The organism is Pseudovibrio japonicus (assembly GCF_014651595.1).
Lineage (GTDB): Bacteria > Pseudomonadota > Alphaproteobacteria > Rhizobiales > Stappiaceae > Pseudovibrio > Pseudovibrio japonicus.
On the sequence record NZ_BMXE01000003.1, the window covers coordinates 77,077 to 101,743 of the forward strand.

A 24,667-nucleotide genomic window follows, 5' to 3' on the forward strand; every position below is an offset into this window, starting at 1 on the left:
GAAAAAATGGCCTTTAAGAGACATGTCGATCGACTGCCTATTATTCCTGCTGGCGCAAAACGCCATAATGTTACGTGTCAGTTTTGTATCGTGGGCTGTGGCTATAACGCCTACACGTGGCCGATAAATGAGCAGGGCGGGACGTCCCGCGATGAAAACATCTTCCAGCTTGACCTGACCGAGCAGCAACCGGCTGACACGGATGCCTGGTATGCGCCGTCCATGTACAATGTGGTCAAGCAAAATGGTCATGACGTACATATGGTCATAAAGCCTGACTATGAGTGTGTTGTGAACTCGGGACTGGCTTCGGCTCGCGGTGGCCGCATGGCCGAGATGAGTTACTCAGAGGCTCGCTCAACTCAACAGCAGCGATTGACTGATCCAATGGTTTGGCGTCAGGGCATGAAGGTGCCGACCAGCTGGGAAGATGCGCTGGATCTGGTTGCAAAAGTCACCGTGGCTGTCATCAAGGAACAGGGCGAAGACGGCCTTTTTGTCTCTGCTTTTGATCACGGCGGGGCTGGTGGTGGCTATGAGAATACATGGGGTACCGGCAAGCTTTACTTCGAAGCTATGAAGATCAAAAACATCCGCATTCATAACAGACCCGCCTATAACTCTGAGGTTCATGCAAGCCGGGATATGGGCGTGGGTGAGTTGAACAACTGCTATGAGGATGCGGAGCTTGCCGACACACTCATGGTGGTTGGCGCCAATCCGCATGAAACACAGACCAATTACTTTTTGAATCACTGGATTCCCAACCTCAAGGGCCAATCCATGGCAAAAAAGCAGGAGCTTCTGTCTGATGAGGAGCACGCGCCTGCGCGTATTGTGATTGTGGATCCGCGACGTTCGCTTACCGTGAATGCCTGTGAAGTTGCGGCAAGTAAGAAAAATGTACTCCATCTTGCCATCCAGTCCGGTAGTGATCTTGCACTGCTGAATGCAATGCTGACCTATGCCGCCGAGCAGGGTTGGATTGATGAGGATTTTATTGCGGCTCACACGGAGGGCTTTGCGGCAGCGAGACTTGCAAACAGTATGAGTGTGGAGCAGGCCGCTGAGATTTGTGGTGTGGCTGCCAGCGATATTATCAAGGCTACATCATGGATTGCAGAACCCAAGAGTGATGGTCATCGGCGCCGGACGATGTTTGCCTACGAGAAGGGCCTCATCTGGGGCAATGACAATTACCGCAGTAACGCTGCTTACGTGAACCTTGCACTGGCGACCGGCAATATTGGCCGTGAGGGCGGTGGCTGTGTGCGTCTTGGTGGCCATCAGGAAGGGTATGTCCGTCCGTCAGACGACTTTATTGGCAGACCAGCGCCCTACGTGGATAAGCTGCTCATAGAAGGGCGGGGCGGTGTTCATCACATCTGGGGCTGTGATCACTATAAGACAACGCTCAATGCTTCGGAGTTCAAACGGCATTACAACGAGCGTACCAACAAGGTGAAGGCGGTGATGGATTCAGTGCCTTCCGGTGATCGTGACGCACAGGTAGAGGCTATCCTAGGCGCTATTCGCGACGGCGGGTTGTTTGTCGTCGATATGGACATCGTTCCCACCAAAATTGGCGAGGCTGCACATGTGTTGCTGCCTGCTGCGACATCCGGTGAAATGAACCTGACCTCCATGAATGGTGAGCGGAGAATGCGGCTGACCGAGCGCTATATGGACCCGCCGGGCCAAGCTATGCCGGACTGCTTGATTGCAGCACGCATTGCAAATGCGATGGAAGCTACCCTTCGTGAGCAAGGTGATGAGGCATATGCGGATCAGTTTCAGGGTTTTGACTGGCAGAATGAAGAAGGGGCCTTTATGGATGGCTATCATCAGAACGCTGCGGGTGGTGAATTCGTTGATTATGAAGCCCTTAGGGCCATGGGTAATAACGGCTTTCAGGAACCGGCCACTGGCTTGGAAGAGGGTAGGATAGTTGGCTCCAAGCGGCTTTACACCGATGGCGTGTTCAGCCGTGAGGGTGGAAAAGCGCTCTTCATGGAAGCGCAATGGCGGGGTCTGCAAGCGCCCGGAAAGCAAGAGCAGAAAGACAATTACCCCTTCCTGATTAACAATGGACGTGCAAACCTTGTCTGGCAGAGTGCCTATCTTGATCAGGACAATGAGTTTGTGACAGATCGCTGGCCTTATCCGTTCATTGAAATGAACCTTCAGGATATGGATGAGCTGGATGTAGCAGAAGGGGACCTTGTTGAAGTGTGGAATGACGCGGGTTCAACACAGGCTATGGTGTACCCTACGCCCTCTGCCAAGCGCGGTGAAACATTTATGCTCTTTGCCTTTCCAACGGGCGTGCAGGGTAATGTGGTGAACGAGGGTACAAACGAACTCATCATTCCCAACTACAAGCAAACGTGGGGGAATATCAGAAAATTCTCCGCCAAACCGCGTAGTGTGAACCATCTGAGTTTCAAATCAAAAGAGTACCCGGTTCTGTGAGGCGGGCCCTCGGTCGGCGGCTATTATCAGCTTCGGGTGCTGTTAGATCCCACGCGTTTGGCCAATTGGCGCGCGAGGGATGGAGAGTGATCGATTTGGTACTTTTCTATCATAGCGAGCGCTCCAGAACGCTCTGTTTCGAAACATGCTCGCTTAGTAAAAGCGGGGCGCGAGAAGAGATTCTCTTTTTGTTTGAAGCTTTGGAAGATGTAATTCCAGCCAATCAATCTAACGCAGGCTATGGTCTTAAATAAAAAGAGATTTAGTTTCCCAAATAGTCTTAAAGCAGGCGATTGGACCGAGTACTCTCAAATCCCCTCCGCAGAGTAATTACAAGAACTACTGTCCAGCGAACATCCTGAGATATTGACAATTGTACCTTTAATGAACAATAGTTATCGCTATTGTTTTAAGAGTCGGCCATGGGGGAGGTGGGCGAGCATGAGCAAGATCGTGCTTTTTGTTGTTTTTGCAGCAGTCATTTTAGGAGGGGCGTGGTTTGCTCTCGACGGCAACATTGGGACGGAAAAGGTGCCTGAACCGACAGCGGCAGACATTGCCTTTGCCGATACTGCAACACCGGCCAATCCAGAACTGACGGCGGTTTATGATCGTTCCTGCCGCTCCTGCCATGCACTTGATGGCACAGGGGCCCCATTAACTGGATTTGCACCTGACTGGACCGCCCGCCTCAATGCGCGTGGTGGGCTGGGTGCTTTGGTTGCGTCCGCGCGAAATGGGTTTGAGGAAATGCCCGCGATGGGCCTTTGCAATGATTGTAGTGATACCAATTTTGAAGAACTCATTAGTTTTATGATGAAGGGGCAGAATTGATGCCAATCTCTCGCAGAACCGTTTTGAAAACCGCTGTTGGTGCCGGTGTTGTAGCAGCTATTCCCGCAGTGCCGTATGCAAAGTGGGTTGCGACTGACCGTATCCGGCCTGATCCAATACCGTCTAATTCCTCTTCTGATAGTGGGCTGCATTGGTCCAATTGGTCTGGCACCGAGCGCGCAAATCCAAAGGCCATTTCCGTACCCGAGAGCGAGGCAAGACTGGCGGAGTTTATCGGAAGCAGCACCGGTCAAATCCGACCTGTTGGTAGTGGTCATTCCTTCACCGGCTTGGTGCCGAGTGACGGCACTATTGTTGATTTGAGTAGGTTTTCGGGTCTGATTGAGACGGATAAAGAGGCTAAGACGGCCCGCATCTGGGCTGGCACGCGTCTGCGCCAAGGGGCTCGTCAGATGGCGGATGAGGGGCTGGGGATGATGAACCTCCCCGATATTGACGTTCAGACCTTCGCTGGGTCTTTTGCAACGGCGACGCATGGCACCGGTGCGAGTTTGACTGCGCTGCATGACCACGTGATTGGTATGCGGATGATTACGCCATCAGGAGATATCGTTGATATCGATAGGGAAACGAACCCCGAGCTGTTTCAGGCAGCAAAAGTGTCCTTGGGTTCATTGGGGGTGATTACCAGCTATGACCTTCAGCTTCGTGATACGTACAGCCTAAACCGCCGAGTCGAGATTCGTGGCACGGAAGACATTTTGGACAGTGCTCAGGATCAGTTTGAAAGTCATAGGCATTTTGAGTTTTATTTTGTGCCCAACTCGCCTCTTTCGGCGGAGATCATGCTGAATGAATATGAAGGGGAAGCGTTTAGTCCCGCAGTAAGCGAGGATGACGACGAACTGTTGGTGGCGCTTGAGGGCCTGCGGAACCATCTGGGCTGGGCGCCCTGGCTGCGGAAGGTGGCGGTTCAGACCTTTTTCCCGACTGGTGAAATCGAGAATAGCGGTGATGAATACTGGCGCATGCTGACCTCCTCGCGTCCATCAAAGTTCCATGAAATCGAATACCACATTCCGTTGGAGGAGGGGTTCAAGGCTCTTCGTGAAATTGTCGATCTGATGAACAGCAATCCCAACAACTACTTTCCAATGGAAGTTCGACGGACTGCAGGTGACGATGCGTGGCTGAGCCCGTTCAATGATGGGCCACGTATTTCGATTGCGGTGCATGCAGCTCATAATGAACGCTACGATCATTTCTTTGCAGAGGTCGAGCCAATCTTTCGCAGATATGGCGGGCGTCCACACTGGGGTAAATTGCATTCGCTTACCTATGCTGAACTCTCCGAGCTTTACCCCCGGTTCTCCGATTTTGTGGAGTTACGGGAGCAGATGGACCCCACTGGCCGGATGTTGAACACGCACCTGAGCACTCTTTTCCAGCCTAGTGTATAGGGTTTGCTCCGTTTTACCGAGTTTGTTGCAAGTAGATTTTCAATGCTGGAGCGATCCAGCGCCCCGTAATTTAAAGAATGTGAGCCACCATGATCTTTGCGATATTGATGATACTTCTTCCCGCATTCGTGATCCTGCTTTGTCAGAAGAATAGCTTCTTGGACCGGGTCGGCGTTGTGGTGCTGGCATTCGGACTGGGGTTCCTAATTGCAATCTTTGGGGGGTACTTCGAAGTCATCGATTTTGAAGCGTTACGACCGATGCAGACCTCCATTTCTGAGGTTAGTGTGGCCCTGGCACTGCCTATGATCGTATTTTCCACCAGTCTGCGGAAAGCCCTGAAAGATGCGAAGGGGGCACTGTTCGCCATGTTCTTGGCAATGGGCTCAGTGGCACTCATTAGTTTTCTGGCGTCTTTCGTCTTTGCGGATCAGGTTGCCCAAATCTGGCAGGTTTCCGGAATGGCTGTTGGTGCGTATACCGGCGGCGGCGTAAACCTTGGGGCCGTCAAGACAGCTATTGGAGGAGATGAAAGTATCTTTCTCACCATGATCACCTATGACATTGTGTTTTCCGCTCTCTTCATGATGGTCGTACTTGCCTTTGGGCAGAAGGCGGCTGGACTCGTGCTCCGCACTTATGTGTTCAAGGAGGCTGGTGAGGTCGAAGCCAAGAGCGAGATGGACCATCTGGCAAATGAAAGTGCGCATGGATACAGCGTCTTGACTGAACGGGAAAGCATCGTTGGCTCCTTAATCGTCTTCCTGTCAGCTGCAGTCTGCGTTGGAGCGTCTGTTGCTTTGGCATCCTTGGCACCGGAGAGTATGTCATCGGTCGTGACGATCATCCTGATCACGACCTTCGGTATCCTTGGTTCGTTTTTGCCGTTCCTCCATAATACCCGGAGCAGCTTTCATCTTGGAATGTATCTTATCCTGATCTTTTGTCTGACCTCCGCCACCATGTTGGACACGGCTATCTTTACGAATATGGATTGGTGGCTCGGCGCATATTTCATTTCGATCCTGGCGGGCTCCATGATGCTGTTGGCCGCTCTGTGCCGTCTGTTTGACGTTGATCGCGACACCTACCTGATTGCATCGGGTGCATCAATCATGTCGGTTCCTTTTATTCCCGTGATTGCCGGTGCACTAAAGAACCGTGAGATTTTGATCCCCGGCATAGCAATTGCGATTATTGGATACGCCGTGGGGAATTATCTCGGCATTTTAGTTGCAACCCTCACGCAAACATACGTTGGTGGGTGAGGGGTTAGGCCAGCGTGGGCTCAATGACTTCTGTCTGGGTGGTGAGAAACCAATTGGGTTTGGGGAAGCGATAGTAATGATGTGTCGAACCGGAAAGAAACTGAATGCTACGCCGAGATAAAAGCGGGCCCAGAGAACCGTATTTTCTTGATGTCCAGCAAGCCTTGCGTGAAGCAGGTATTTCGCAACCGGCACTTGTTCTGGACGAGGGGCGGTTGAGGCAAAATATTCGGCAGCTTAAAGGGGATCTGCCTGATGGCATGAAACTTCGGCTGGTCGCCAAATCATTGCCTGTCCCCGAGTTGTTGAAGTTGGTGAGCACGGAGCTTGGCACTCATCGATACATGACATTCAACCTCACCATGTTGAAAGAGGTTACGGAATTAGACCCAACGGCGGACCAGCTTTTGGGGAAGCCCTTACCTGTAACAAGAGCTGCGGACTACTACTCCAGAACGCCCACCAATGAGACTACAGGTGAAATCTATTGGTTGATCGATACTGAGAGCCGCCTGCAGGAGTATGCCGAGTTTGCACTATCAAAAAACCTGACCTTGAACATCGTTTTAGAACTTGATGTTGGTCTGCATCGGGGTGGCTTTGAGGTTGATGGCCAGCTGGCTCAGGCATTGGAAACAATCAAGACGGATATTTCCCTGAAATTCTGCGGCTTCATGGGGTATGAAGCACACATTGCGAAAGCTCCAACCCTTTTGGGTATGCGGCAGAAAGCCTTGAACAAAGCGGTGTCGATCTACGCAAGAGCGTTGGAAATGGCGGAGCAGGTGCTGGGAGTGAAGGCTTCCGACCTACCAATTCGAAACGCGGCGGGAAGTCCAACATTTCGGCTCTATGACTCAACTGAGATTGCCAATGAGGTTTCGGTTGGCTCAGTGCTGGTAAAGCCTTCTGACTTTGAAACTGACCTGTTAGAGAACTATGCTCCGGCGCTGTTTATTGCAGCACCCGCCATCAAGGTGGGCGGACGCATGAAGACACCGGTTCTTGAAGCTTTCGATCCGCTCAAGCGGTTGTTAAATCCAAACTTGGACCGCAGCATCTTTCTGCATGGGGGGAACTGGAAAGCGTATCCAGTGGACCCTCCGGGCCTTGCGTACAATCCGATATACGGTCGGTCATCTAACCAGGAGATGCTGAATGGCGGGCCAAAAACTGCGATTTTGCCGGATGAGTTTGTGTTCCTTCGGCCGTCTCAGAGTGAAGCCGTACTTCTTCAATTTGGTGATATAGCCGTTTACAAAGACGGTGCTATCGTAGATACGTGGAGCCCATTCTCCCCTTCGGTATAGGAACCTAACCCAAGTGAATACCGACTTTCAGCGCAGGGCTGATCCGAAGCAGTCCAGAAGCCAGAAAACGATTGATCTTATTCTCAAGACAACCTCGGAATTGCTTAATGAGGTCGGGTTCGAGCGGCTATCGACCAATCTTGTTTGTCAGCGTGCTGGGCTGACACCACCGGCGATTTACCGCTATTTTCCCAATAAATACGCTCTTCTTAGTGAGTTGGGGCAACGGTTGATGGATGAGCAAAATGCAGCCCTAGCCCCTTACATTGAACGCGTCTTGCAAGATGATGAACCTACGGAGGCGGTGTTTGAGTCGATTAGTGAGCAGTTGGAGATTGCTGAGCGCATGCCGGGTGGTCGCTGGATCTTGCGCGCGCTTCACGCAACACCTGCTCTTTGCGATATTAGAACGCGCTCTCACGACCTTGTTGCCGAGCAGCTGGCTGATGCGATACTTGCGCAGCACCCTGACAATGACCGGCAAAAAGTTATACAAACTATGCGTCTCAACATCGAGTTCGGCTACTCGGTCATCGAGTACGTTATGGACTTACCAGACGTAGACCGAGACTCTGTGCTCCGTGAAGCCGCCAACACTCTTACGCAAAATTTCATACAGTATTCTTCTTAAAGAAGGATGCAGTATTGGGAATAAGCAAGGGGGCTCCGAGCCCCCTTGCTTCATAAGTTTTAATGCGGTTCTGCAGCTGGTTAGCCGTGGTTGCTGAACTTTGTTGCGACCTCGATGCATTTCTGGGCGAGGATTTTGGTTGGGTCCAACAGGGCAGGGCGTCTGCCACCATCTGTGTCAGGTGGGATGAGCGGGAGTTCCGTGCAGCCTAGGATCACTACTTCGGCGCCTGATTTTTCAAGTTCATGGTAGGCCAGTGTGAGTTGGTCTACGCAGTGGCCGGAAGTGTAACCGGCTTTCACGCCTTCTTTACCGTAGATGGCATCCATCACTTGTTCTTGGCCTGCATCGCTTGGAGCAATAACATTCAGACCAGCAGATGCCGCTTCTTGCTGATAGAGCTTACTCTTTACAGTGCCTGTGGTGGCCAGCAATCCGACGGTTTTTACATCTGGGTAGTTTGTGGTGATGTGTTCAACCGTTTCTCTGAGCATGTTCACAATAGGGATGGAGAGGTTGCGTTGGATGCGTTCCACATACGCGTGGGCTGTATTACAGGGGATGGCAACAATGTTGGCACCGCCTTGCTCCAGTTTCTTGCACACAGAGTACAGCGCGATGGATGGGTCGATCCCGTTGCCAATGATGTTTTCGGTTCGATCAGGGATTTGCGGATTTTGCTCCACGAGCATTTTAATGTGGTCCTGATCTTTTGACGCGTGGGTGTTTGCCACGACCTTGCTCATAAAGTCTGTTGTTGCAGCAGGGCCGACACCGCCAACAACGCCGATCTTGAATGGTGGTGCAGCGGTTTTCTTGCTACAAGCCAGGGCGTAGTCAGCATAGATCTGGTTGCTGTTTAAGACCGGCACGTCAACAAGTTCAGCGATACGATCCAACATTGCCGGTATTTCGGTAAAACCGGGAAGAATGATCGAAGCGCCTTGTTTGATTAGATCTTCGCAAGCCTCGCGCACTGTGCTTTCTACTTTATCACCTGTTCCACCGGCTTTTAGACCGTCAGCCCCGTACACCGCTTCCATTAGCTGGTTCTGGAATGGTTCGGATGGATAGATGATCTGGTGTTTGTCGCCCAACACCTTGTCGAAAAGCCCTAACTCGCGCACATAGTTGGACGTGAGAACGCCGATCGGCCCGTCTTGATAGTTGCGTTGGATATGGTCTTTGATCGCATCTGCAATGCCAAGGACTTGTATTTTAACTTCCGGCAGGATTTCCGGCATAAAGGTTTGCGAGATGAAGCAAGGCAGCAATGCCACTTCGCGTTTGTCAGCCTCCATATCCTTCAGGGCATCATAAACATATAGCTTGCGTCTGATCGGGTCGTAATCGCGATCTGCAGGTGTTGTGTGTTCGTGGAAAGGTCTTTGCACAAAAGCGATGTCCAAATGCTCTTCATCTGAACGGGCAGGAGTCGATTTGACGATCCTATGGAGAATATCTGTTCCGGCAACAGCGCCAAGGCCGCCGATAACCGCAAACCGTGGCTTATGTGGCGCTGGGGAGGAGATGGCATCGTTTTTGTTGTAATTCATCGTAACTCAGTGATCGCTACTTGTTAAAACACTGCAATGTATAAAGCATATAATCGGCTGTGCCGTTAGCTCCACTAAACTTGATAAATGTTCCGGAAGAACTGAGTGTTCTGCAACTTTTACAAAATATTTAGTTGAGATTGATTGTTTGCCGTTACTTCATACTGGCCTCTTGGGAGGCTTCTCGGTCGTGATGTGTTTGTATGAAAACGGCGACCTCATTTGTAGATGAGGTCGCCGCAGGATTTCTTTCGCAGACTGGATCAGATCCAGACGGGCTTGTCGTCAAACAGCGGCATTTTCTAGCGATTGTTCGACTTTCTCTGGCGCTAGATTTGTATGCTCGGCTGCTGCTTCCCGAATTGTGAGCCCGTCTTTCAGGGCGATCTTGGCAATACGAGAAGCCTGTTCGTATCCGAGAATAGGTGCAAGCGTCGTTGCCAGAACAAGGCTGTTATCCAGCAGTTCAGCGCAGCGTTTTTCATCAGCCTGGATACCGGATACGCAGCGATCAGCCAGAACGTACATTGCGTTCGTCATTGTGGCGATGGATTCCATCATCTTGTAGATGATGACCGGTTCCATGGCGTTGAGCTGCAATTGTCCGGCTTCCGCAGCGAGGGTGACAACCAGATCGTTGCCGATGGTTTGATAACAAACCTGATTGACGACCTCTGGAATAACCGGATTGATCTTGCCAGGCATGATAGACGAACCGGCCTGAACAGCCGGGAGGATGATCTCACCCAGACCAGCACGTGGCCCACTGCTGAGCAGGCGAAGGTCATTACAAGTCTTGGAAAGCTTGCTTGCGACGCGCTTCAAGGTCCCGGAGAACATGATAAACGCACCTAAGTCAGACGAAGCCTCGATCAGGTTGGCAGCTGGCTTCAGATCGAAGCCGGAAACTTCACAGAGCTGCTTGACTGCTAGTGTTTGGTAGCCTTCAGGTGTATTAATGCGGGTTCCGATGGCGGTACCGCCCAGATTAACCTCGGTCAGCAGTTTCGCCAGGTCCTGAACGCGCTGGATGTCTTCTTCAAGGGTTACGGCAAAGGCCATAAACTCGTCGCCGAGTTTCATTGGCACAGCGTCCTGAAGCTGTGTCCGCCCAACCTTCTTAATGTGCTTGAACTCTTCGGCTTTCTCTTTGAAAGCTGTGACGAGGTTTTCCATGGCGTACACCAGACCGGCAGACTTTTGCAGGACTGCAAGTCGAATTGCCGTTGGGTATACGTCATTTGTAGACTGTGAACAGTTTACGTCGTCATTTGGATGAAGCCCAGAGTAATCGCCGAATGGACGGCCCATCTTCTGAAGCCCGAGGTTAGCGATGACCTCATTGGCGTTCATGTTGGTTGATGTGCCGGCTCCGCCCTGGAGCATGTCCAAGACGAAGTACTCATGGTGTTTGCCGTCGATTATTTCATCGCAGACTTCAACGATTGTTTTGCATTTTGCTTCAGTAAGTGCGCCGAGTGCAGCGTTGGAGAGGGCACAGGCTTTTTTTACCATTGCAAGGGACTTCACAATCTCAGGGTAGTGGTTGATAGCCACCCCCGAGATTGGAAAATTTTCGATGGCGCGATGGGTCTGGGACCCATACGCTGCTTCAAGAGGGATCTCTACAGAACCCAGACCATCAGTTTCGGTGCGATACATTTCTGCCAATTACCCCCTTGAGCAGCGTTATTTGTTTTTAATTATGCGTCGCGCAGTTCTGGTGTTTTCATCACGTGAGGCGTGTCATATGCCTCCATGTCGATCTCACCTTCGGACTTGGCAATGATAACTGTTGCAGCACAGTCACCAGTCACGTTCAGAGACGTACGTGCCATGTCCAGGATACGGTCGATACCTGCGATGATTGCTACACCTTCAAGCGGCAAGCCAACAGAAGTCAGAACCAGAGACAGCATGATGAGGCCTGCACCTGGTACGCCAGCGGTACCAATGGAAGCGAGCGTTGCTGTCAGGATGATGGTGATGTACTCGGACATGCCAAGGTCTACGCCGAAGGCCTGTGCAACGAACAGGGCACAAACACCCTGGTACATCGCGGTACCATCCATGTTGATGGTTGCGCCGAGTGGCAGCGTGAAGCTGGATACTGAGCGCTTAACACCGAGGTTCTGTTGCACTGCTGCGATGGAGACAGGAAGTGTGCCGGCGCTAGATGCGCTGGTGTATGCCACAATCATTGGCTCAATGGCACCCTGGAAGAAGCGTACCGGGCTGAGACGTGAAACGATTGTCAGCAAACCTCCGTAGACCACCAGACCGTGAATGAAACAACCGAGGTAAACCGCAACGATAACGCTTGCCAGTGGCAGCAACAGCTGCAAACCATAAGTGCCTGCAACCCAGGTCATCAGTGCAAACACACCGTATGGAGCGAAGGAGATGATGATCTCGGTAAGCTTCATGATGACTGCGTTCAGGGACTCGAAGAAGTCGCGGATTGGCTTGCCAGCGTCACCAACAAGGTTGATCGCCAGACCAAACATGATCGCAAAGAAGATGATTTGCAGAACATTACCGTCCGCCGCAGCAGCAAACGGGTTGGTTGGGATGATATTCAACACTGTCTGGATGAATGGTGGTGCTTGTGTTGGTTCAACCGCAACGGCTGTGGAGAGGTCAACACCGACACCAGGTGCAAAAATGATGCCCATCGCCAAGCCAATAACAATGGCGAACGCGGTGGTGCACAGATAGAAGAAGATCGCTTTAAGACCAATACGTCCCATACGACCAATGTCACTCACGGAAGTCATTCCGCATACAAGAGAGACAAAGATAAGCGGGACGATCAGCATTTTAATTGCTGATACAAACAACGTACCGACATGTTTGATAGAAGCAGCAATTTCTGGATTTCCGCTTGCATTGAGAGCAATGCCGAAAGCGACGCCCAGTACCAGGGCAATTGCAATTTGCTTCCATAAGAGCATGTCGAACCAGAACCTGAAGATTCCCTTTCTGCTGGTTTGAGACGTCATATGGTCCTCCCTTTTTCGTTATTGGTAAACAGTAGGCATCATCTGCGTCGGTGTCCCTACGACCCCTACCAACGCAAAATGCACGCGTGCTTCGAGTTAAGTTTTAGATACTTTTGGAGAGTCAAACAGTGACCTTTATATCATGCATCCGGCATGCAAATTATTATTTATGTAAATTTTATTATAGTAGCAAGCCGAAAAAATAAATCGCCGGAGACCAGTTTTTTCCAAGAAACGGTAGTATATTTCATATATTCCTTCTTGAGGGAAATATGTTTCAAAATTAATTATTTTTCGTTGTGTTTTATTACAATTGTGTCGGCTTAGCTCGTAGATCCTCATCGTTGTAATAGTTAAATTGTGCAGCCAGATTTCCTAGTCCTACAACCGGGCTCACCAAACTCACATGAGCACGAGGCATCTCAGGGGCTGTTACTTTCTTGGAACAGGCAGCGCAGATTTTGGCTTCGGTTCTGCGATGACTTAGTCTTCGTGATTTGAGCTTGGTGCCGGTAAGTGAAGTGTAACAGAGACAAATCTGCAAATCTGCAAATCTGCAAATCAGCGTATCAAGGCTATTCGCGCTTCATTGCTCTGACGAGAGAATTCGCCATTAAGTAGGCCGCAAATCTGGGTCACAATTCCCAAGCCAAATCCAGTCTGTTGTTCTTGTTTCGTCACTGGCATTTCGACTTCATCACTTACGACAAACTCGACCTGTTCAGCAGATTGGCGCGCCTCAACGCGTACTCTTTGGCCTGTTCGGCTGAAACGAATGGAATTTTCTAGCAGATTGGATAGCGCTTCCACGATTAAGGCTTTGTCTGTACTAAAGACGATGTCAGTTGCGTCAAATTCCAGCGTGACATCTTTTTGCGCTGCTATGGGTTCAAAAATCGAGGACAGTGCCAGCCAAATATCGCTTGTGTTGGTTGCGGTGATAGCTGGTTGTGTGTGCCCCATCTCCCGTCGCGCAAACTCCATAACCTTGTCGATCAACATAGTTGCACTTCGACTTACGGTTTGCGCGTTCTTTATTATCATGTGGCCTTCAGTCTGCTCTTTGTCGGCGGCCATTCCGTCGAGTAGGAAGTTTAGTGTTTGCAGTGGCTGGCGAACGTCATGCCCAATTGACCGGATAAGATGGCGCTGAAATTCGTAGGCCTGCTGCAACTCTTGTGTTCGCGCATCGACCTGTTCTTCCAATAATTGCTCATGCTTTAAAGCAGTCTGCATCGCTTTGGTTCGGTCAGTGATTGCTGCGCCAATTGTTAGAGCGACTAAGGAGGTGACCAATAAGAGCAGCTGCAGCTCGAACCGCTCTCCTTCGAAGCCTAGGAAATGTGCATATATCGGTGCGAAAATTGCTGTGCAGACAACTGCAACTGCAGCGGCAAATACGCCATTGTATAATGCGAAGAAAATGGGTGGGAGAATGATCGCGTACCAGACAAAGCTCAAACCCGGAAACTGGCGATAACCGATGAATGAAGCAGATAGAACGAGGCTGACGCAAATCAGAATTGTGATGAACACCTGAAAGTTTGGTGCAAGTAGATCTTCTGGTGGTGCGATCTCCTCAGAAAATGCAAACTTAAGCAGAGGGACCAACAGTGGTGGGAGTATTATGGCGCCAATTGCATCGCCAACCAGCCATCCTCCAGCGATCTGATAGGCAACATCCGAACTGAAGTTTCCTGCAACGAGGTGTAAGCACAAGCCGGAAATTGTAGCTGCTCCAGCTGCAAGTAAAGTAATGCCCAAAGACCAGTGACTGTCTCGAAGTCTTGAGATTGGGAAATGAATTTTGAGTGCGAGCCGCAGTACTAGTCCAGCTCCGCCGTACACTAAGTATAGGCGTAAGCCGTGAAGAACTGGATCTGAGTAGTTTGTCCATTCAATACCCAAAAGCGCGCAAACAATTGGTGTCGATATCAGCAGATTTGCAATAAGGGGGGCCAGAATAAAGCGCATGGGAACAGCCAAAACGATGGCTAAGTTTGCGCCAGCAGGCAAAAACCAAAGGCTTGTGTATGATGCAAAGTAATTAAATAAGTCGGCGCTCTTATAAGTCAGAAGCCAAATAGAGATTAGAAATAGGTATCCAGCAAAAATATTGCTTCTCAGGATGTTTGAGGATGACGTATTAATTTCTAAATCGTTTTTCGCAGGAATCGCTTGATGTTGCATAATCTTCTCATTGTTGATGACCACCTTATGTTCGGTGGAGCAATGCAATACCTCCTCAAACAATATGACCCTCAGCTTTGTAGCGAAGCTGTGGGATCAGGTAAAGAAGCGCTGGAGTATGTAAGATCGGAGAAACCCATTGATCTGATTTTGCTTGATTATGCCTTGCCAGACCTAGATGGAATCGAGGTTCTCAGACAGATTTTGCGTATCAGACCCGATCAACGTGTTGGAATGATTTCGGGTACCGAAGATATTCGGTTAACCCGTCAAGCAATGGAAGCTGGTGCTCTGGGTTGGATCCCGAAACATTTGTCAGAGAAACCGCTTCTAGATGCTCTGCGTTTGATGGCTTCGGGAGAAGCATTTTTGCCCTATAAGCTCGTGGGTGAGATGCTCTCCAGACAAGAAAATGCGAGGGTATTTACGCCAACTGAGTTGGACGTGACAGAGCATCTGATTGAAGGTTTAAGCGATAAGCAAATTGCGCAAGAGTTGGGATGTGAAGTGAGGACAATTCAAGTTCACGTCAGAAGGCTATATCAAAAAACTAAAACAAGTAACCGTGTCACATTCACGAATAAATATCGAAGCAGTTATTGAGACTGCAGCCTTATGCAGAATGCTAGTATGAACTCATCGAGCGGTCATATTGCCGAGAAATCCAGAGCAGATTTCCGCTACACTTTTATTTGCATAACAGAAATCCAAAATCTCTTTGTGTTGCTGATACTTGGTATCCGTTACAGGCAGGCGGAGCAAGTATAGCTGGGGGCCTCTGCCTAGTGCTAGTCAAGTGCAACACGAATTGCGGCGCGGTACTCTTCGTACCCACCAAAATGTGCCAATAATTGCTCATAGGCTTGCGAGCATACTGCGTACATTGGTTGCGCATCACCTTTGCAGATTGCTAATTGCTCGTACAGACCGATGCATGTTTCTTTTGCTTTGAGACTGTCGGTGTGGGTGGCGCAGATCTTGTTAGCGTCTGCAAGTTCTTTGGCGTCGAAGGTTTTGCCTGTGACTTCTTTTGATGAAGTTGTATCAGCAAGAACTGGTGCGGAGAATGCCAGACCAATGGACACAGCAAACGTTGCCAAAAGAGTTGATTTGATCATTTCAGTATTTCTTCCCGTTATTGCAGAAGCGCTATTTGGCCTGCGTGGACAGCCATTTAGGCCGTTGAACACGTCGACTTTCTGAGAAAGTAGCAGCATTCGCGAGGAGCGGATTTGTTGAAATGACGTAGGTTGGATGTAAAAATACGTATATGCCGGAGAACCAAACTAAACTTGGCATTTGGGGGTGGCTGGGTAAACGATTATATTCAGTGGGAGGCGTTCCAGTTAAGCTATGGCTTGGGTGGAGCAAAGAATAAAAAAGACACCTAACGGTGCCTTGTCGTTTCGATCTTCGTTTGAAGAGAAATGGTAGCGAGGGAGGGACTTGAACCCCTGACACGCGGGTTATGATTTCTAAGGAAAGTGCTTTTTCCGCGGTTCGGACACTGCCTTGAAGCCTTTGACCGGTGCGCTGGGTAGTGTGACGGCGTAACTAGAAGAGAATATTTACTCACTAGTTGCATTGCTCATGATCGGATTTGTTATTGCGTCTGGTTTTCCGCGAGAAGCTAGCCGAAGAGGTGCTTCTGTCGACTTTTTAGAAAATGACCGTTGATGCATTTCTCGGTTGGAGGGCAGCAAGGGTTCGGAACCACTGCTTTACTACTGCCGTCGCAAAGATTGTTATGAAAAACAAACATAAGGTTTGGAAATCAAAACCAATTTTTGCGACAGCATCTACAGCTGTTGTTGGTGCCATCAAAGGCAAACATGAACCTTATTAAAGCTATTGCCTCTTATACACTTGGTGCATTGGCACCTGTGCCAATCGAGATTTGTAGTACGGACCATGCTTTTGCCGCATCGTTGCGAGCGGCAGCCGCTGACAGTTGCGCAGCAATGCGTGAGCGGTCTGCATCCAGAAGATTTAACAGGTCCAAGGAACCCGCTTGATAGTTTTCCAATGCAAGCTCATATGCCTTTGTATATGAATTGGCTGCCTGGTCGAGTGTTGCCACCCGTTGCTTGTAACGACGTAAGTTGGATTGCGCCGTCTGTACATCTTCCACCGCCGACGAAACTGATTGCCGCCACGCAATTTCGGCCTGTTTTGCCTCCGATGCTCGGCGGTCGCGCGTTGCCCGCAGCAATCCCTGATTAAAGATTGGCAAACTCAACTGCGGACCGAAACTCCAGCTGGTTGCACTGGATATGTCGGTAACTTGTCCTGTAAGGCTGATCGAAGGCAGAAGATCTGCCGTTGCCACACCTACCTCAGCAACAGCTGCCGAAAGGTTAAGCTGCGCAGAGAGCACATCCGGTCGATTTCGCAGAAGATCTGCAGGAACACCAGTACCGGGACCAGCAGGTATGCGCAAGGGTGGCGCTCCCAGTTGCAACTTGCCAAGAAGCGGACCACTAGGCTCATTCAGCAAAGTTGCAATCCGAAATACTTGCGCGTTAAATTGCGCTTCGAATACGGGTAGGTCCGCTTTTGCAGTTTGCAGCAACGCTTCGGCCTGAGCCACATCATAAGCATTACCTGTACCAACCTCCAATTTGTCTTGGGCGATTTGCAGCGTTCCCTCACGCCCTTTTATCGTGCTGCGGGTTAAAGTGAGCGCTTGTTGATTGTAACGGGCATCACTGTAGGCTGCGATTAGCTCGGCAAGCCATGCAAGCCGTGTCGTTTCCACTTGCGTTTCGGCAGAAAGATAACGGGCTCGCCCGCCTTGACGGGCACGTTGTGCGCCGCCAAATAGATCAAATACAAAACTCGCCCCTAGAGCAGAGGTCGTATTTGTATAGGTGGGGCCACCGTCAGAGCCCCCCCGCTGCCGTGCTACGTTAGTGTTCCCGAACAGTTGTGATGACAATGGGCTTAGGCCACGTAGGTCAGCTTCGGCGGCGTTAATACGCTCCTTGGCAGCGATAATATCAAGGTTCTGGGCAAGTCCGCGTGAGACCAGATTGTCCAAAGTGTTGTCGTGGTATTCTGTCCAGAAGCTGTTCACCGCCACATTACCAGCTGAGGTCCCCTTGCTATCAACAAAGGTGTTGGCAAGCTGAATTTGTGGCTCGCCATAAGGGTCTGGTCCGACAGCTACACAGGCCGATAATGCAAGACCTACAGATAGTAGGCACAAGTGTGAAGCACCCTGGCGCAATTTCAAGGCCATGCTTATCATTTGCTGGCCTCCTTTCGGCTGCACCATTGGACTGCACCAATAACGGCAACATAGAACACAGGTATTAGAAAGATGCCGATGACTGCCGAGGTTGCCACACCGCCCAGAACACCAATTCCAATTGATTGCTGAGCACCAGAACCGGCTCCGCTTGCGAGCGCAAGCGGTAAAACACCGAGCATGAATGCAAATGTGGTCATCAGGATTGGACGCAGTCGCATTCTTGACGCTTCAATTGCTGCTTCTATCAGGGGTTTGCCTCCTTTGTATTGTTCTTGGGCAAATTCAACGATCAGAATGGCATTACGTGCCGCAAGGCCGATCGTTGTCAGTAGTCCGACTTTGAAATAAACATCATTCGATTGGTCGAAGATCAGCGATGCGGCGAGCGCTCCTAGAATTCCGACCGGGACGGATAACATCACTGCGAAGGGAACAGTCCAGCTTTCGTAAAGTGCAGCCAGAGAGAGGAACACTACCAACGCCGACAGGGCAAAGAGCATTGTAGCCTGATTACCGGCGAGCCGTTCCTGATAAGACAGACCGGTCCACGCAGAGCCGTAACCGCCATCGAGATTGCTTACCATCTCTTCCATAGCGTTCATTGCCACTCCGGAAGACAGGCCTTCTGTCGCACCACCTTCAAGTTCCAGAGCACGCATACCGTTATAGTGGGAGACTTTCTGGAGTTCCTGACCCCACTCCATAGAACTGAAAGCGCTAAAGGAAACCATCTCGCCGGACTCGTTGCGCACATACCAGCGTTGGATGTCCTCAGGTTGCGCGCGTGCCTCTCCCTCTCCCTGCACATAGACAGGTCGAAGGTCGTTGTCCAAAACGAAGTCGTTTACGTCACGTCCCGCGTATATTATCGAGAGTATCTCGTTGATGTCAGAGATAGACAGGCCTAGGGCCACCGCCTTTTGTTGATGGATATTGAACTTCAAAGAAGTTTCGAAAGCGGAATCGTTGCCACGCAAACCAGCAACACGGCCATCTTCCTGTGCATTGGCAACAAGGGTATTTGCAGCAGATGCCAACGCTTCCTGACCATCACCAGCCTGATCGACCATATACATGGTAAAGCCAGAAGACGTCCCCATTCCAGGGATTGGCGGTGGCTGGACAACAAAAACCTGACCAGCACGATTGTTCTGGCTAAAGAATATATTGGCTTTTTGCGCAATAGCTGCGGCGTCCACACCCTTGCGTTCTTCATAGTCCTTCAAGCGCACGAAAAGCATGCCGTAGTTGTCGCCGGAATTGCCGAAACTGAAGCCCATCACCGATAAGAATGTATCAACGGTGTCCTTTTCTTGGTCCTGCAGGTAGTCTTCGACACTTTTCACGAGTGCCTCAGTTTGTGTAACCGTGGTGCCATTGGGCGTTTCAACCAGGACCATTAGAACACCTTGGTCTTCATTTGGCAGGAATGAACTGGGCAGGCGTTCATAAAGCATGAAAGCTGTGCCGCCGATTGCAACCAATAGTACCAACATGCGAAAGGGCCGGCGTACTAAACGTGCGACAGAGCTGGCATAGCCCTTCGTTATCTTGTCCATATTGCGATTGAACCACCTTGCAGGGGCAATGCCGCCTCCATGCTTGCGTGGTTTAAGCAGGCTTGCACACATGGCAGGCGTTAGGATGATAGCAACACCCAAAGACAGCACCATGGCCGTGATAATCGTAACAGAAAACTGGCGATAGATGACCCCGGTCGAGCCTGACATAAACGCCATTGGGAGGAACACGGCAGAAAGGACCAGTACAATGCCAACCAGCGCAGAGGAAATTTCGTCCATGCTTTTCTTGGTTGCTTCGACTGGATCAAGCCCTTCTTCCTCCATGATGCGTTCGACGTTTTCAACGACCACAATGGCATCATCAACAAGCAGACCAATGGCCAAAACCATCGCGAACATCGTCAGGGTGTTAATAGTAAAGCCAAGGGCTGCCAACACAGCAAAAGTGCCTAGCAACACGATTGGAACCGCAATTGTGGGAATGATTGTTGCGCGCCAACTTTGCAAAAAACACAGGATTACAAGAAAAACCAGTACGATCGCTTCAGCCAGGGTCTCGTAAACCTGGTCAATAGATTTCTTGACAAATGGAGAGGTGTCGTAGGGGTAGACAACTTCAACCCCATCAGGCAGTGCCGATGATAGCTCTTGAAGTTTTGCCTGTACAGCTTCGGCTGTTTTAACTGCATTTGCGCCGGTGGCTAGGTTAACAGCAAAACCCGCCGATGGATTTCCGTTGACGCGGGTCTCGGTTCCGTAGCTTTCCTTTCCTATTTCAATGTTAGCCACATCTCCGAGAAAAACCGCAGAACCGTCTTCATCGACCCGCAGCAGGATACGTTCGAACTCCTCGACACTGGTCAGCTGTGATTGTGCCTTCAAGGGTACGATTAACCGTTGGCCCTGGGGCGCGGGCTGGGCTCCAAGATTTCCGACGGAAACATTGGTGTTTTGTTCGGATACCGCAGCGGTTACATCGACGGGGGTCACGCTGTATCGGGCCAGTTTCATGGGGTCAAGCCAGATGCGCATGGCGTAGCCCGACCCAAACACATTGATTGAACCAACACCTTCCACTCTTTGAACTGGGTCTTGAAACAGCTGTTCCACCAGGTTACCAAGTTCCAAAGATGAATATCTGCCATCAGTAGAAGTGAGGGCTCCAACCATCAGGATAGAGTCCGTCGAGTTGTCGACAGATACCCCGTATTGCTGCACAACGGATGGCAATTGCGAGGTAACAAGCTGAAGTTTATTCTGCACTTGTACCTGAGCGATGTCAGGGTCAACTGTGTCGTCGAATGTCAGAGCTATACTTGCCGAACCGGGTGTGGAATTTGAAGTCATATAGACCAAACCGTCCAGACCGGTCATGCTGTCTTCAATTATTGTTGTGACTGAACTTTCTACAGTTTCAGCAGATGCCCCGGCATAACTTGCTCTTATCTGAACAGTTGTCGGTACGATTTGAGGGTATTGCTCAATGGCTAAACTGCCTAACCCCAAAACACCGACCAACATCGTGATAATGGCGATAACCCATGCAAAAACAGGGCGGGATATGAAAAATCTGGCCATGCTATTACTCCGCCACATCCTTGCCGGTAGTTGCCGACGAAACGTTGCGGATTACACCATTCTCGTCGTATTCGACGGGAATGGTCTCAACTTCTGCCCCTTCCTTAAGGCCCTTGAGCCCATCTACAGCGATTAGATCACCATCAAAGAGGCCGGATGTTACTATCCAATTGTTTTGGTAGCTGCCGATATCGGTGAGCAATCGCTTTTCAGCTTTGCCCCTACTAATGACCCAGGTGCTTAATTGACCTGTCAGGTCACGAGTCGCTGCTGACTGGGAAACCAGAAATGCTTCGGTTACGCCCAAATCCACCTGAGCGCGCACAAACATGCCCGGTAGTAAGACATTTTTCGGGTTTTCAAACCGAAATCTGGTACTGATTGATCCAGTACTGGTCGAAACATTGTAGCCTGGGGCAACGAGTTCACCGTCAGCTTTGAAGATACGGCCGGTCTCCAACGTTAATTTTGCTTTGATAGCTTCGTTAACTTGGAGACGACCCTCAGCAACTTCATCGTATATCGACAAGACTCGGGAAGAGGGCGCATAGACATCAATAGCGATCGGGTCAAGCTTGGTAACTGTTGCCAGCTCTTCGCTCTGATTTGCCGTAACAAGGTCACCAAGTGAAACTCGTGCGACACTCGCCATCCCTTCAATAGGGCTGATAACTGTGGTCCACTTCAGTTCGGCCTGCGCTTCCAATAAAGCTGCTTCTGCGGCCTTCAATGAGGCTTGCGCCTGTTCCAGTTCGGATCTGGCGCTTTCAACATCGGCTTCACTCAGTGCCGAGCCTTTCAGCCGGGTCGCTCGTTCATATGTTGATTTGGCATTTGAGGTGGCAGAGCGGGCAGATTCTACATTTGCCTCTGCGCTCAATACCTTAGTTTCGTAAGTTGTGGGATCAATCCGAAACATAGGCGTACCTGGCTCAAGTTTAGTCCCCGCCTTGTATAATATCTCAGTAATAATCCCGCTTACCTGCGGTCTGATAGCTGCTTCCGCTACAGCAACAGCGCGCCCGGGCTCTGTGAATGTACGGGGAACAGCCTGTTTTTCCATTTCAACAACGCCAACCTTTTTGGCTGGTACCTGCGCCTGTGCCGCGATTGACGGAAAGACTAAAATGCCAAGCACAAGACTGGCTTTAATGTAGGGAGTAAACGTCATCTTTGGACCTTGGATGGGGAGCCGGGCTCAATTAGAGAACACCATGTTTAGGAGACGTTTTTACATAGATTTAAAGAAAGGACAATATTTATATATCTTGCATGCATATATTGACAAACAATTTACTGCCATAATTTCTGTTCTAAAAAGTATAGTGATATCAATTCTTACGTACTTCTTGCTTGATGCTCTGTATGAAGCCAAACTATACTGTCATCATCTGGCAGTTCAGAAATGTTGGACTGGCTCAGGACAAAGTGGAGAGCCTCCTGATACGTTAAGATCAGGAGGAATTCATGAGGCTAAAACATTCCGCAGAAGAGCTTAAGCGGGATGTGGTGCTGTTGGTAGAAGTAGGTGGCTGACCCATTCCTGTATTGCCGCCGATCAGGGCGTGGGGTGTGCGACGTTAAAGCGCTGGATCAAGATCAGGATTCACTGGCAGGGCTGCATGAGGATACGCGTATAGAACTAGCTCGCTCGCAGAAAGATAATGAGCTTGTTCGGCAAGAGAGAGATTTATTCAGAAAGGCGGTAGCGTTCTTCGCTGGCGGAATAAGTCACTGAGGTGCCAGTGAAATTGCACATACTGATGCAGATAACAAAAAAGACACCTAGCGGTGCCTTGTTATCGCAATCTTCGTTTGAAGAGAGATGGTAGCGAGGGAGGGACTTGAACCCCCGACACGCGGATTATGATTCCGCTGCTCTAACCAACTGAGCTACCCCGCCATCCGGTGCGCTATGTTGCGGTGGTGACCGCCGCGCTGTGAGGGGGTGTATAAGGCTCTCAGCGTGTGGCGTCAAGCGTTCTTCTGCAAGTTTTGTGGAAATTTGCACTCTTGTGAAAAACTCCATGAAAACCTAGGGTTATTGCCAGATTCATTGAGTATTAGCTACAGGTCTTGGCAGCCCAACGGGGAAGAACTTCCGATTTTAGCCCCTACGAATTTTGCAGTGGTCTTTCTTGGCATTGCGTGGAGCGATCCGGTGCCGTTTTGGCTGACGTAGGGTGGAAAGATCGCAACAAAACGCCCCGCTTGCGTTGATGCAAGGCAGGGCGTTCAAGAGATCTAACTGTTGGTGTCGCCCTCCGTCATGAGAAGGGCGTTTTGTTGGTTCGTCAGCTGGCTGGGAAACCAGCTGCTTCCCAGCTTTTGCCGAGGAGTGCTTTGAGAGCTGCTTCGGCGCCTTCCTGCTTTTCGGCGCGCTGGATCCAGCCTCCGCCGAGAACGCGGGCTTCCTGTCCTTCTTTATCGAAGAAAACGCAGGCCTGTCCCGGAGCGACGCCCATTTCGCCAGATGGCAGTTCTACCAGAATGTTGTCACCACTCTTGCGTAGGACAGCTTCGGTTGGTGGGCGTGTTGAGCGCACCTTGGCGTAAACCGTGATGCCTTCTTCCGGCAGGTCGTCCAGAGTGCCTGAGCCGATCCAGTTGACTTCACGCAGCAACAGGTTGTGTGTGGCCAAAGCTTCTTTAGGGCCAACGATTACCCGCCGGCCGTCTGCATCCAAATGCACAACATAAAGTGGGTCACCAGTCGCAACGCCAATACCGCGGCGCTGACCGATTGTGTAGTGAATAATGCCTTCATGTCTGCCCAATACGCGACCGTCCACATGGACGATATCGCCTGGTTCAGCGGCGTGCGGACGCAGCTTGGCAATCACGTCAGTGTAGCGGCCCTGCGGCACGAAGCAGATATCCTGACTGTCGTGTTTATCGGCGATTTCCAGACCAAACTCACGGGCAAGTTCTCGTACTTCCGGTTTGGTCATGCCACCCAATGGGAAGCGAAGGAAATCAAGCTGCTCTTGTGTGGTTGCGAACAGGAAATAGCTCTGATCCCGATCCAGATCGACAGGGCGGAACATGGCAAGCTGGTTGCCTTCCATGCCTGTGCGCACATAGTGGCCAGTTACCAGAACGTCAGCGCCCAGATCCTTGGCGGTTTCCAGCAGGTCTTTGAACTTGACTGTCTGGTTACAGGTTACGCATGGAATTGGGGTTTCGCCGTTGATGTAGCTGTCTGCAAAGCGTTCAATTACCTGCTCTTTGAAGCGAGATTCATAATCCAGCACGTAGTGAGGAATGCCAAGCCTTTCGGCCACACGGCGTGCGTCATGGATATCTTGTCCAGCACAACACGCGCCTTTGCGTTGGATTGCTTCGCCATGATCGTAGAGCTGCAGTGTGACGCCAACGACATCATAGCCTTCGCGCTTCATCAGGCCGGCAACGACTGATGAATCAACACCGCCTGACATGGCAACAACCACCCGTGTGTCTTCCGGGCGGCCGGGCAGGCCAAGACTGTTAAGCATTCCAAGTACCTCATCCTATGGCGCGTTTAATAAGAGAGCATTATCTATGATAGTGCGAGCAGAATTCAATATGGGAGACACTAGTCCGAAGTGCAGATTAGTTTCATTTGCTTGCTTGGTGCTCGCTGCGTT

Annotated in this window: 16 protein-coding genes and 1 tRNA gene; 7 read left to right on the top strand and 10 right to left on the bottom strand. The window is 50.5% G+C overall.

Annotated elements, in window-relative coordinates; translation table 11 throughout:
• The first annotated feature begins 6 nt into the window (after positions 1 to 6).
• The 6 genes from IE076_RS08945 to IE076_RS08970 all read left to right on the top strand — a co-directional run bounded on the left by IE076_RS08945 (position 7) and on the right by IE076_RS08970 (position 7,936).
• Positions 7 to 2,472, top strand: coding sequence for an arsenate reductase (azurin) large subunit (locus IE076_RS08945; protein WP_189436447.1), 2,466 nt, complete (start codon positions 7 to 9; stop codon positions 2,470 to 2,472).
• Positions 2,473 to 2,913: 441 nt separating this feature from the next.
• Positions 2,914 to 3,306: a c-type cytochrome gene (locus IE076_RS08950; protein WP_189436448.1), complete on the top strand. Its 393-nt coding sequence runs from the start codon at positions 2,914 to 2,916 to the stop codon at positions 3,304 to 3,306.
• Positions 3,306 to 4,727 carry a D-arabinono-1,4-lactone oxidase gene (locus IE076_RS08955; RefSeq protein WP_189436449.1) on the top strand — a complete coding sequence of 474 codons (1,422 nt, stop codon included), beginning with the start codon at positions 3,306 to 3,308 and terminating at the stop codon, positions 4,725 to 4,727. The genes IE076_RS08950 and IE076_RS08955 overlap by 1 nt, the downstream gene beginning before the upstream one ends.
• A gap of 107 nt (positions 4,728 to 4,834) precedes the next feature.
• On the top strand, positions 4,835 to 5,995 hold the full coding sequence (locus IE076_RS08960) for a DUF819 family protein (RefSeq protein ID WP_209008988.1): 1,161 nt from the start codon (positions 4,835 to 4,837) through the stop codon (positions 5,993 to 5,995).
• 104 nt (positions 5,996 to 6,099) lie between these two features.
• The gene (locus IE076_RS08965; RefSeq protein WP_189436451.1) at positions 6,100 to 7,305 is read left to right on the top strand and encodes an alanine racemase; all 1,206 of its coding nucleotides are present in this window, start codon (positions 6,100 to 6,102) and stop codon (positions 7,303 to 7,305) included.
• A gap of 13 nt (positions 7,306 to 7,318) precedes the next feature.
• Positions 7,319 to 7,936, top strand: a complete 618-nt coding sequence (locus IE076_RS08970; RefSeq protein WP_189436452.1) for a TetR/AcrR family transcriptional regulator — start codon at positions 7,319 to 7,321, stop codon at positions 7,934 to 7,936.
• 80 nt (positions 7,937 to 8,016) lie between these two features.
• On the opposite strand, the gene cuyB is transcribed toward IE076_RS08970, so the two are convergent.
• The 4 genes from cuyB to IE076_RS08990 form a co-directional block, all read right to left on the bottom strand.
• On the bottom strand, positions 8,017 to 9,492 hold the full coding sequence (gene cuyB / locus IE076_RS08975; protein ID WP_189436453.1) for a cysteate racemase: 1,476 nt from the start codon (positions 9,490 to 9,492) through the stop codon (positions 8,017 to 8,019).
• Between the two features lie 285 nt (positions 9,493 to 9,777).
• Complete coding sequence (locus IE076_RS08980; protein ID WP_189436454.1) at positions 9,778 to 11,154, bottom strand: aspartate ammonia-lyase; 1,377 nt, start codon at positions 11,152 to 11,154, stop codon at positions 9,778 to 9,780.
• A 41-nt stretch (positions 11,155 to 11,195) separates the two neighbouring features.
• On the bottom strand, positions 11,196 to 12,494 hold the full coding sequence (locus IE076_RS08985) for a dicarboxylate/amino acid:cation symporter (protein WP_189436455.1): 1,299 nt from the start codon (positions 12,492 to 12,494) through the stop codon (positions 11,196 to 11,198).
• Positions 12,495 to 13,055: 561 nt separating this feature from the next.
• Positions 13,056 to 14,684, bottom strand: a complete 1,629-nt coding sequence (locus IE076_RS08990; RefSeq protein ID WP_189436456.1) for a sensor histidine kinase — start codon at positions 14,682 to 14,684, stop codon at positions 13,056 to 13,058.
• On the opposite strand from IE076_RS08990, the gene IE076_RS08995 reads away from it, so the two are divergent.
• The gene (locus IE076_RS08995) at positions 14,676 to 15,287 is read left to right on the top strand and encodes a response regulator transcription factor (protein ID WP_189436457.1); all 612 of its coding nucleotides are present in this window, start codon (positions 14,676 to 14,678) and stop codon (positions 15,285 to 15,287) included. The genes IE076_RS08990 and IE076_RS08995 overlap by 9 nt on opposite strands.
• 185 nt (positions 15,288 to 15,472) lie before the next feature.
• Here the strand turns inward: IE076_RS08995 and IE076_RS09000 are convergent, their stop codons facing one another.
• The 6 genes from IE076_RS09000 to mnmA all read right to left on the bottom strand — a co-directional run bounded on the left by IE076_RS09000 (position 15,473) and on the right by mnmA (position 24,535).
• Positions 15,473 to 15,802 carry a hypothetical protein gene (locus tag IE076_RS09000; protein WP_189436458.1) on the bottom strand — a complete coding sequence of 110 codons (330 nt, stop codon included), beginning with the start codon at positions 15,800 to 15,802 and terminating at the stop codon, positions 15,473 to 15,475.
• Between the two features lie 740 nt (positions 15,803 to 16,542).
• Positions 16,543 to 17,892, bottom strand: coding sequence for an efflux transporter outer membrane subunit (locus IE076_RS09005; RefSeq protein WP_209008989.1), 1,350 nt, complete (start codon positions 17,890 to 17,892; stop codon positions 16,543 to 16,545).
• Positions 17,893 to 17,930: 38 nt separating this feature from the next.
• Entirely contained in the window at positions 17,931 to 21,038 is a 3,108-nt protein-coding gene (locus IE076_RS09010; protein WP_189436459.1) for an efflux RND transporter permease subunit, read from the bottom strand.
• 4 nt (positions 21,039 to 21,042) lie between these two features.
• Positions 21,043 to 22,209, bottom strand: coding sequence for an efflux RND transporter periplasmic adaptor subunit (locus IE076_RS09015; protein WP_189436460.1), 1,167 nt, complete (start codon positions 22,207 to 22,209; stop codon positions 21,043 to 21,045).
• A 655-nt stretch (positions 22,210 to 22,864) separates the two neighbouring features.
• Positions 22,865 to 22,941, bottom strand: a tRNA-Met gene (locus IE076_RS09020).
• A gap of 391 nt (positions 22,942 to 23,332) precedes the next feature.
• Positions 23,333 to 24,535, bottom strand: a complete 1,203-nt coding sequence (gene mnmA / locus IE076_RS09025) for a tRNA 2-thiouridine(34) synthase MnmA (protein ID WP_189436461.1) — start codon at positions 24,533 to 24,535, stop codon at positions 23,333 to 23,335.
• Between the last annotated feature and the right edge of the window lie 132 nt (positions 24,536 to 24,667).

Bases quoted from the DNA above. Each gene is read 5' to 3' on its own strand.
- cuyB (WP_189436453.1), bottom strand. From the start codon at position 9,492: ATGAATTACAACAAAAACGATGCCATCTCCTCCCCAGCGCCACATAAG.
- IE076_RS08955 (WP_189436449.1), top strand. From the start codon at position 3,306: ATGCCAATCTCTCGCAGAACCGTTTTGAAAACCGCTGTTGGTGCCGGT.
- mnmA (WP_189436461.1), bottom strand. From the start codon at position 24,535: ATGCTTAACAGTCTTGGCCTGCCCGGCCGCCCGGAAGACACACGGGTG.
- IE076_RS08950 (WP_189436448.1), top strand. From the start codon at position 2,914: ATGAGCAAGATCGTGCTTTTTGTTGTTTTTGCAGCAGTCATTTTAGGA.
- IE076_RS09000 (WP_189436458.1), bottom strand. From the start codon at position 15,802: ATGATCAAATCAACTCTTTTGGCAACGTTTGCTGTGTCCATTGGTCTG.
- IE076_RS09010 (WP_189436459.1), bottom strand. From the start codon at position 21,038: ATGGCCAGATTTTTCATATCCCGCCCTGTTTTTGCATGGGTTATCGCC.
- IE076_RS08985 (WP_189436455.1), bottom strand. From the start codon at position 12,494: ATGACGTCTCAAACCAGCAGAAAGGGAATCTTCAGGTTCTGGTTCGAC.
- IE076_RS08990 (WP_189436456.1), bottom strand. From the start codon at position 14,684: ATGCAACATCAAGCGATTCCTGCGAAAAACGATTTAGAAATTAATACG.
- IE076_RS08965 (WP_189436451.1), top strand. From the start codon at position 6,100: ATGCTACGCCGAGATAAAAGCGGGCCCAGAGAACCGTATTTTCTTGAT.
- IE076_RS09015 (WP_189436460.1), bottom strand. From the start codon at position 22,209: ATGACGTTTACTCCCTACATTAAAGCCAGTCTTGTGCTTGGCATTTTA.
- IE076_RS08960 (WP_209008988.1), top strand. From the start codon at position 4,835: ATGATACTTCTTCCCGCATTCGTGATCCTGCTTTGTCAGAAGAATAGC.
- IE076_RS08980 (WP_189436454.1), bottom strand. From the start codon at position 11,154: ATGTATCGCACCGAAACTGATGGTCTGGGTTCTGTAGAGATCCCTCTT.
- IE076_RS08945 (WP_189436447.1), top strand. From the start codon at position 7: ATGGCCTTTAAGAGACATGTCGATCGACTGCCTATTATTCCTGCTGGC.
- IE076_RS08995 (WP_189436457.1), top strand. From the start codon at position 14,676: ATGTTGCATAATCTTCTCATTGTTGATGACCACCTTATGTTCGGTGGA.